Source organism: Methylobacter sp. (assembly GCF_004322395.1).
GTDB lineage: Bacteria > Pseudomonadota > Gammaproteobacteria > Methylococcales > Methylomonadaceae > Methylobacter_A.
The window spans coordinates 1-9,051 of sequence record NZ_SCTW01000002.1 but is presented as its reverse complement, the minus strand read 5'-3'; the positions used below and the strand labels follow the sequence as shown (position 1 = coordinate 9,051).

The following is a 9,051-nucleotide window of genomic DNA, read 5'->3' as shown; positions in this document are numbered from 1 at the left end:
AAAAATCGGGAAAAACGGTTAAAAATGCTATTTATTAGATCCTGCAAAGCGGCGATTTTCGAAAAAAATCAGCTTGTCTGGCAAATAGGGAAAAAATGCGATTTGTTCAGTGCTTCCCTAGTGGTGCTATTATTTTGGCACCCTCAGGTCTTGGTAAGACTACGCTGTCCTATGCCTTACTTCAGAAAGCTATTCAAAGTCGTTGGGCTTTAGAAACCAATCAATTGCTCTTTGATGTGCCTTTGCCGGACTTTGCCGAAACGGGGCTTACTATCCTTGAATTTATGAGGCAGCGTATAGCTGCACATCATCCTGGCATCACAGATGCACGCTTAATAGATTTACTCCGTGATAAAGGGGCAATACTGTTGTGCGATGGTTTTGATAGGCTTTCCGCTCAGAAACAACGAAAGGTTGAAACGGAACTGAAAAACTTACAACGGGATTTTACATTACTGCAACTTTTTGTTTTTTCCAGAGGTGCAATAATTCCTGATTTGCCTTTGTCAGCTTTGGAGCTAAAGCCGCTTACATTCGAGCAACAGCGTGAGTTTTTAGAGACGTTTTCAATAAAAAGTGACTTGTTAAGTTTCTCTTTGCACTGGATGCCAAATATTCTTCGTGAACTTTGCACTCATCCCTTACTTTTAAAACGAGTTTTGGAGTATTGGCAACTAGAAGAAAAGTTCCCATCGAGAATTGAAGATTTGTTTCGTTTCTGGTTAGACGCGTTGCTATGTACGGATGCACGAGACGGCGTTAATAGTATAAACCGAGAGGCCGCACTTATATTACTTGCTAAGGCAACAACGAAGACTCCAATCAATAAAGTTAGGGCAGTTACTCTTTTAAGAGAACATGGTTTTTCTGATGCAACATTTGATGAATTGCTACGTTGTGATGCTATACAGGTCAGTGGCTCAGTTATCGAGCTTCAGCATGAGGCATTGGCTGATTATCTTAGAGTGTTGGATACAGTGTCTTTTGATGAGGCTACAATCGTGCAATCGTTACTGAACGTACCGCTGGAGATTGATTCATTTTTTCCTATTCTATTGATGGCCTTACTGCCATCACGTACCTTACAACGAAACTTATGGAAGCGACTCGCCCATGTTGGAATGCCCTTATATCTAAATTCGCTCCGTTATCGAGCGGATGTTTCTGGAGAAATGGTTAAAGCAAAGCCAGATGATACAGCATTCCAGTATTTACAGGATTTGATCGAAGGTCTGGAATTTCCCCTCAATAGTTTTTTTCCTCAGCTTAAGGCTATTGTCACAGAGCAATTAATCGGAACCAAAAATAGCGAAATTGCTGTTACTGGTTTTGTTAATCCAAATCCAGGCCAAGTCACCTTCGCATTCCATCCAGCACATGCAACTGAAGAAAGGGTTATCGTTGGTGATCCTCCTGAAGAATTTAGATTTTATTACGTTAATCTCGAATTATCGGAGTATCGCTTGGACAGTGGACGTCTACTTGGAGCTAAACACCTTAAAAAAAGTTTGTTAAAAGTTTTAGAGGATCGGGCGCTCAAGGGTGGCGAAATATGGGTAGCAGAACGTTTGATAGGGCGTTTGCGTTACATGGCTAAGAAATACAATTTTCCGTTAGACGAAAAAGGTTCTTTGGATGCCGTAGAGACGTTGCTGAAACCTTATGCAGGAAAAATTGTTTTTCCAGACGGTTTTGCCAAATCGCCTAGGTTTCATATCAACGCATTGCTTGAGGACATTACTTTTTTAAAAGATCATGGACAGAGCATGCTTGATCCATGGTGGTTTCAGCTAGACTGGGAAAAACAGGCTACCACAAGCAACAGCGTTATTCAGAAATTGCTTGACGAACATTTTCGCCGAGTGCAATTAACCTATAAGGAAATCGTGGAAAACAGTTTTAAATCGGTTTTCGGCGAATTTGGTTTTTATTCGGCTCTGCCCGTTCGCTGGGATTTAGCGGTAGTTAATAGTGAACATGGGGTATCTCTTTATCACCAATGGCTTCCTGTTTCATCATGGAATGAGATTGGAGCAGATGTCGAGTTTTCCGATTCACCACCGGAACGGTTTAAGTTATCTGGTTTTTCCGAGATTGATAATGCACTGGTAAAATTGGGTCGAACCAAGTGCCATAGCTATACCATAGGAGGCTTTGGACTAATGCCGAGCTTTGATGGCTATAGTTTGGTAGGTGGATTTGATGGCGAAACGACTGTCGTGCGCGCAGTTTGTGAATTGATTTCTGATGATATTGAGCGCTTGTTTTCTGCATTGCCAAGTTGCGACTAGCCAAGGAGAATAGAGCTGTAGAGTGGATTCGCCGTAAGACAATCCGCCTCAACTTCGGCAGGCTGATGTCGGCGTTGTCGTGTGTAACGGTTTGCTATCGCGAAACCATCCTACGAGCTAATCGACCAGCTCAGCCTGGTAGGGGGCGCATCGCGCCCCTTTTTAGAATCCAATAGCCCAGTAGCCGGTTCGAGCGATAGCAAGAACTGGCGTTTCCGGCAAACACCCTCCAAATCCGCCGGAAACGCCACCTCACGCTACGCGCTCGATGGCCTTATTCCGGCCTACTACTCGTCAGTTCATAGTTTGTACTACGCCCTCCGCCGTCCGCTTTTACCAGTGCGCCCAGCTCAATAAGGGTGAGAATATCTCGATAGGCGGTGTCCTGAGAACACTTCGCCAGCTTGGCCCACTTGGATGTGCTCAACTTACCTTCGAAGCCGTCCAGCAGCCGGTTGAGCACTTTGATTTGACGCTCGTTCATTGGAGCGCTGGCAAAGCGTTCCCAGAATTTGGCTTTTGCCAGTACGGCTGACAGTGTTTCGTCCGCTCGGGCGATGGCGCGTTGCAGGCAAGCGAGAAACCATAGCAGCCACTCGGTTACGTCCAGATCGCTTTTTTGGCTGCGTTCCAGCACGTTGTAGTAGTCTGTTCTTTCTTGCTGAATCTGCGCCGACAGGCTGTAGAAGCGCTGTTGGCTCTGTTCCGACCGAGCCAGCGCCATGTCGCCGATTGCGCGGGCTATACGGCCATTGCCGTCATCGAACGGGTGCAGAGTGACAAACCATAGATGGGCCAGCCCCGCCTTGAGCACCGGATCGAGCTCGCCCGACTGCTCGAACCAGTCCAGAAATGTCGTCATTCCCGATGCCAGACGATTTGCCGGTGGCGCAGTGTAATGCACTTTTTCGTGCCCGATGGGACCGGAGATGACTTGCATTGGCCCGCCCGCATCATCACGCCATGCGGCCACCCGAATCTGCGCCAAACCGCTACGCCCGGTGGGAAACAAGGCCCCGTGCCAAGCAAACAGGCGTTCGGTAGTCAGCGGTTCGGCATAGCGCTGAGTGGCATCAAGCATTACCTCGACAATGCCTTCAACGTGACGATTTAAGGGGGCCAAAGCGCCTCTGTCTAAGCCCAGACGCCGGGCAATTGATGAGCGCACCTGTTCGGTGTCCAGCCGTTCGCCTTCGATCTCGCTGGTTTTGACAACATCTTGGGTCAATGTTTGCAGCCAGGCTTCATCCCGTAATGTGAAGCCCAGCGATTCCATACGACCCAACAGGCGTCCTTGAATATACCGGACACTCGCCAGCGGCGGCGCTAATCGCTTCATGTCATAGCGCCAGTTGGGCCAGTCGGGCTGCTGCCAGATGTAGGTTGCCATGTTACTTACTCCGCATTAAGTGCGGATATTGTGATGTGTTATCTCCGCAAAGGCAAGCCTCGCGTTTACGGCAAGCGTCGCTACCGCTAATCGGTCAAAAGGACCGAACAGTCATAGAGGGTTTCCGGGGCAATGTCCAAGTCACCGGGCCAAAACACTGTATCTAATGCAACAAAGGCTTGTTTAAACAAAGAGACGTCCTGTAAGCGCGTAAATACGCCACGATTCAGATAGGGCCGCGCATCAAATAAGCGATGATCTTCGGTATTAAACCAAAGTTCCAGGGAAGAATCCTCGCTGGACACTACAATGCGGGACGGGGTTGCGCTCTACTCCTCTAAGCTTTTTCATAGAAATCAGCTAACCCGTTCAAATTAGTCTAGTCATACCGGCATGGACTCACGTCAGGCTATCCTGTCTGACGTGAGTCCATGCCGGTATGACGTATTGGGCAAACTGATAGGTGTTAAGCTTTTCGTGAACGAAATGATTTTCCAGGTTAAGTCGAGCACTCAAACATCAAACCGATTAATGCCTCGAAATACGTAAGCCGGATTTATGCCGAAGGTCTCGCGAAAGCTGTGACTGAAATGGGTCGCATCCGAAAACCCGGCATCCAGCGCGGCAACGGTCATATTATCGACGGCGCTTAAGCTTTCCAATGCTAAAAACAGCCGTTTCCATGTCCTGAAGCGCCGGTAAGGAATATCGGTATGCTGTTTAAACAAATGCAAAAATCGGGATGGCGAAAGATCGGTCCTATCAGCCAGAAATTCTTTCGAGAAATTGTAATCCGGCTCATCGCAAATCAGGTCGATAGCAGTCTGTACACGCGGATCGAGCACTAGATTCAAGTCTCCGTCGCAGCGCAGTAAATCGTCCAGACAGTTTTCGATCACGGCTTTATCAGGGTCCATCTCATAAATCCAACGCAATTGCTCGATCAGCTCATTATCCTGGAATAATGACAGCGATTGCTCTGGGCAAGCAAACCGGCGCTTGAAATATAAAAAATCGGAACTATCCCGTTCAATGAATAACTTGCCGTGTATGCCGCCTTCGAAATCAAGCTCATGCTGGGTACCGGCAGGAACAATCGCACAGCGGCACTTTTGCCATGCGCCGTTAGCGATTTTTATCCTGAAAGGCCGGTAAATCCCCACATGTAATGCCACCGTTGCATAGGCGTGCGCATCCAAATGCACCGACGGGCCGAAATAAAGCGACCGGCCTCGCCAGATAAACAAGCGCATATAAGCAGGATAAAGTTTCAGCATAGCCAGTTTATACAAGATTTAATGGGGATGGCCCGATTATAATCCTTGCAGCTGATTTTTATGAACTTTACCAACAGGAGGCACACAATGGATATTATTGAATTCAAGTCGCGCTTTATAGAATTGCTGAACAATGTTGCAAAAGGCGTTATTTACGAACATCGCCTTTTTGAACTTCCCTCCGAGCAAAAGCCCTGGCTCGATACCGGCCTTGATGTTGAAGCCGGCGATAACTTTACCTCTTTTGCAGCCGGGCAAACCCAATTTAAAGGCCTGCCGATCACCCTGGAACCCAACTTTCAGCTGTGGTTCCGTATCGGCCAGGACGGCGAGATATTCCGCGGCACCCGCGATAGCCATAGTTTTACCGTAGCGCAACCGGGACGGCTTTATCTGGCCAGCTATTTTCCGGGGGAATGGTCCAGCAAGACCGGCGAATTGGTAACGCCGGATGAAGTATACGATATGGTCACAGGCAATCTGGCCGTGCTGCTGATTCGCTGGCAGGGTAATACGCTGGAAGGCTTAAAAAGCCTTGCCGAGAACGGCGACGCGGATAACCTGATCGCCATGGAAATCGACCGGCTGGTTTCACCGGTCATATCGCCGAAAGGTTGGGATTACCTGTGGTTCGTAGGCCCTGCTGAAATTTATCAATCCTGTACCGCTCCGGCCAAACAGTCGGCAATCTGCTGCCATACCCACAATGATTGCGGCCTGTTGCAAAAATCGGTCACCCTACCCTTTAAACCGGATACGCGCTTGCGCTGGTCATGGAAAATGGACGTCTTACCTTCCGCTGTGCGGGAAGACACCCTGCCCACCCACGACTATTTAAGCATCGCGGTCGAATTCGATAACGGCCAGGATATTACTTATTACTGGAGCGCCGAACTGCCACCCGAAACGTCTTATCGTTGCCCGATACCGACCTGGACCGACCGCGAGACCCATGTCGTAATTCGTTCAGGCCAGCAAGGCTTGGGCGAGTGGTTTAATGAAGATCGCGACATTTACCAGGACTACGTCAACGCGATAGGCGGAGCAATGCCGGGCAACATCGTAAAAATCTGGCTGATTGCGGTCAGCCTGTTTCAGCATGAAGAAGGCGTCTGCCAGTACGCAGACATCGGCTTCATCAGCGATGGCCACGTGGTTCCTGTGCAATAAATCTAAAAGATCAGTTAGCTAAAGTCTCGCCATCAGAAATAGTCACCTAATCGCTGTAGGTATTGTAGGGGCGATCGGCCGGTCGCCCCTACGGAAATATCAAATCCAACTGATTTTTTAAGATAAATTTAACGAGATCAAATATCATGAAAATCATCGGATTAATACTTGCAGTTTATCTGGCTTTTAGTCATCCGGTTAATGCTGCTCCTCGCATTGCCGTTTTAAACTTTGAGCTACGCGACATCACGACATTACCGAATACGCCGAATGAACTGACCCGCACGGCCTCCATGAAACCCTTGCTTGAACAGGCCATCAGCAAACTGGGCGATTATGAAATTGTTCAGATCAACATCAATGAGCAAAATGCCGCCACTGCCGGTGCGGGCTATCTATTCGATTTTGACGAGATTGCCGCCAAGCTAGGTAGGCAATCCGGCGCAGAATGGGTCGTGGTAGGACGGCATAGCAAAGGCAGTTTTTTGTATTCCTACGTCATGGCGCATTTGATTGGTGTAAAAACCGAAAGTCTTGCTGGAAACTATTCTGTCGAACTCAAAGGCACTCATCAAACGGTTACTGAAAGAGGCGTTAGTGCGCTTGCAAAAAAACTAACTGCTCGCATTATGCGGCTTTCCAATTCGGCGTCTTAAACCGCGCCTTAACTGGGTAAGGTCGTAGGGTACGCTGTGCGTACCTTTCGGCTGTCAGTATGATCAATTCGCCACGAATGACAACTCTGTTTATATTTGGGATATATTTGAATCGCAACAAAAATCTTAAACCTTCGGCCTCAATACGAGTATCTTACCCAATGATTGAAGACCTACCAGCTCTTCAAGCGCCACCCCGGATTGACCGAAAAGGCTCTGCCATTCAGGAAGCGTTCTTTCCCTGCCTCGGGTAGCCATGAACATCTGCATATCGAAAGCCGCACTGGAAAAATCGGCCTTAAATTCCGGAACAACCAATTCCATCAGCGCAATGCGGGCGCCGGTACCCATACTTGCGGCAACCAAATTGCGCAACACTTTGACGCAGTTTTCGTCATCCATGCCATGCAGGACGGCACTCAACAAATAGATGTCTTTGTCGTTTTTAGCTGCGGGAACCGAGTCAAGCAAGTTCCCCGCTTGGAAGCTTAACCGGGACAGAAGGGCTGGCGATTCTGTCTCGGCCCAATAGCTTGCCGCTGTTTGAACAACCTGATTCCGGTCGAACACCAAAGCCGTGAGATGTGGATACCGCTTTAGTATGGCTAATGATTTACTTCCTTTCGAGCCGCCCACATCGATGATTCGATCAAATCGGCCCCAATCGAAGTCAGTGGCGAAACTGTCGCCGGTCAGTGCTTCCACATTGTCCATCGCGCCGGCAAACAGCGAATCGAATTCGGCATGCTCGTCCATGTAGGAGTAAAGCTCCCGGCCATGAGAAATTTGGAATGGAACTTCCCCGCTACGCACCCCTTGTTCCAGTTGCTCAAACCAAGGCCGGCTCATCTCAAGCGAGTTGTGCATCAAGACCATCGCTTTGACATTCTTCGGGTTGTCTTCACGCAAGTAAGCGGAAAGCGCATTGTTCTTGAAGACTCGCGGCGACACTTCTTCAAATATACCCATGGCCGCCAGCATCCTCAGCAGACGGTAGATAGCGTCCGGTTGAGCCGAGACGCGTGACGCAATGACGTCAACTGCGAGCTGCCCATCGCCCAGAACAGACGCAATATCCAGACGTACCGCGATATGAAGCGCACGCGACTGCCAAAACGCTGAGCCGATCTGGATGAGTCGAAAGGGTGGCGGTGTGAGCTTGTTGGGAATGTTCTGTAGCCAAGCGGCAAACTTCATCAGCTTTGCAAAGCGCCGGACTGAGCCTGAATTTTTTTGTAATGACATCGCGATTCCCTGCTACTCAGGCCTTGTCGGCATCAAGCCCGTGGAAAACAGGTAGCCATTGAACGCGGCCAATTGTTCAAGGAATACCGCATCCATTGTTCGCCCCATCTGCTCTTCAAAAATATCTTTCAGCAGGATCGGCATCATTGCCAGGCTGACAAACGCCATCCTGACGATGTCAGGGTCTAATGAAGGAGCAACTTGCCCGGCTGACTTCATATCCTCCACCTTCTTGGCGCCGCGTGTGCGCCCTCGCTCCAATAGCTGTTGGATAAAGCGCCGACCCGGCCCTTGGTTAAGTGCCAGAACTTTCAAAATTAGCTTCGGAAACTCAGGCCGTTTGGACATGGTCTCGTAATACAGATTGAAGAAGTCTTTAAACCCATCGACAGAATCCAGCATTTGCCCATCCAGCACATTAAGTAGCGGACTCATCGTGTCACGGATCATCTCCTCGTATAGTCCCTCTTTGTTGCCAAAGTAGTAACGGATCATCGAGATGTTCGCGTCGGCCTTTTCTGCGATCAGGCGGGTGGTGACCTTGTGGTAGTCGTCGGACAGAAAACTGTCGAGAGCCGCTTTGAGCAGCCGTTCGCGTACGGGATCGGGAGCAAACTCGGGGGGGCTAAACATCGCATTCTCCAATATTAGATTGTGAATTTAGATTAGCAGTTGCAAGTGGGTGTCACCAGATGTTTCGTCAATCAACTTGGGCGGTTTGATTGGCTGGAGAATTCACTGTTTAAGTCGTGCAGATCGGACAATAGCTTTTCGTTGTCCAACATTTTAGTATCGGGTGCAAAACCTTAAAAAATCCCCGCTCGGAAAAATCCGGGCTGGGAATCAGGTTAGATCATCCCGATCATGGCTGTTTGCTGACTCAAAATAGCCTTACAGCTTTGTACAAGCTTCCATTTGTTTTACCGATTAGTTGTCATCAAGAGGGTTAGGCAAGACAGTTTGATGGTCATCATCTTTTAATTGATATTCAACATCAAGGATCTCTTTAGATTGCTTCAAAG

The 9,051-nt window shown here is 48.6% G+C and carries 8 protein-coding genes; 3 read left to right on the top strand and 5 right to left on the bottom strand.

Annotated elements, in window-relative coordinates; translation table 11 throughout:
- Positions 1-95 precede the first annotated feature (95 nt).
- Positions 96-2,291: an NACHT domain-containing protein gene (locus EPO18_RS00270; protein WP_292428886.1), complete on the top strand. Its 2,196-nt coding sequence runs from the start codon at positions 96-98 to the stop codon at positions 2,289-2,291.
- A gap of 274 nt (positions 2,292-2,565) precedes the next feature.
- On the opposite strand, the gene EPO18_RS00265 is transcribed toward EPO18_RS00270, so the two are convergent.
- The 3 genes from EPO18_RS00265 to EPO18_RS00255 form a co-directional block, all read right to left on the bottom strand.
- Positions 2,566-3,681: a Fic family protein gene (locus tag EPO18_RS00265; RefSeq protein WP_292428883.1), complete on the bottom strand. Its 1,116-nt coding sequence runs from the start codon at positions 3,679-3,681 to the stop codon at positions 2,566-2,568.
- 86 nt (positions 3,682-3,767) lie between these two features.
- Positions 3,768-3,986 carry a DUF2442 domain-containing protein gene (locus tag EPO18_RS00260; protein WP_292428880.1) on the bottom strand — a complete coding sequence of 73 codons (219 nt, stop codon included), beginning with the start codon at positions 3,984-3,986 and terminating at the stop codon, positions 3,768-3,770.
- A gap of 207 nt (positions 3,987-4,193) precedes the next feature.
- Positions 4,194-4,958, bottom strand: a complete 765-nt coding sequence (locus tag EPO18_RS00255; protein WP_292428877.1) for an AraC family transcriptional regulator — start codon at positions 4,956-4,958, stop codon at positions 4,194-4,196.
- A gap of 87 nt (positions 4,959-5,045) precedes the next feature.
- Here EPO18_RS00255 and EPO18_RS00250 point away from each other — a divergent pair, with 87 nt between their 5' ends.
- Together EPO18_RS00250 and EPO18_RS00245 are read left to right on the top strand one after the other, a co-directional pair.
- Positions 5,046-6,128, top strand: a complete 1,083-nt coding sequence (locus EPO18_RS00250) for a DUF3047 domain-containing protein (protein WP_292428873.1) — start codon at positions 5,046-5,048, stop codon at positions 6,126-6,128.
- Between the two features lie 146 nt (positions 6,129-6,274).
- Entirely contained in the window at positions 6,275-6,784 is a 510-nt protein-coding gene (locus tag EPO18_RS00245) for a DUF2380 domain-containing protein (RefSeq protein WP_292428870.1), read from the top strand.
- 126 nt (positions 6,785-6,910) lie between these two features.
- Here the strand turns inward: EPO18_RS00245 and EPO18_RS00240 are convergent, their stop codons facing one another.
- Both EPO18_RS00240 and EPO18_RS00235 read right to left on the bottom strand, forming a co-directional pair.
- On the bottom strand, positions 6,911-8,029 hold the full coding sequence (locus EPO18_RS00240) for a methyltransferase (RefSeq protein ID WP_292428868.1): 1,119 nt from the start codon (positions 8,027-8,029) through the stop codon (positions 6,911-6,913).
- 12 nt (positions 8,030-8,041) lie between these two features.
- Positions 8,042-8,662: a TetR/AcrR family transcriptional regulator gene (locus EPO18_RS00235; protein WP_292428865.1), complete on the bottom strand. Its 621-nt coding sequence runs from the start codon at positions 8,660-8,662 to the stop codon at positions 8,042-8,044.
- Between the last annotated feature and the right edge of the window lie 389 nt (positions 8,663-9,051).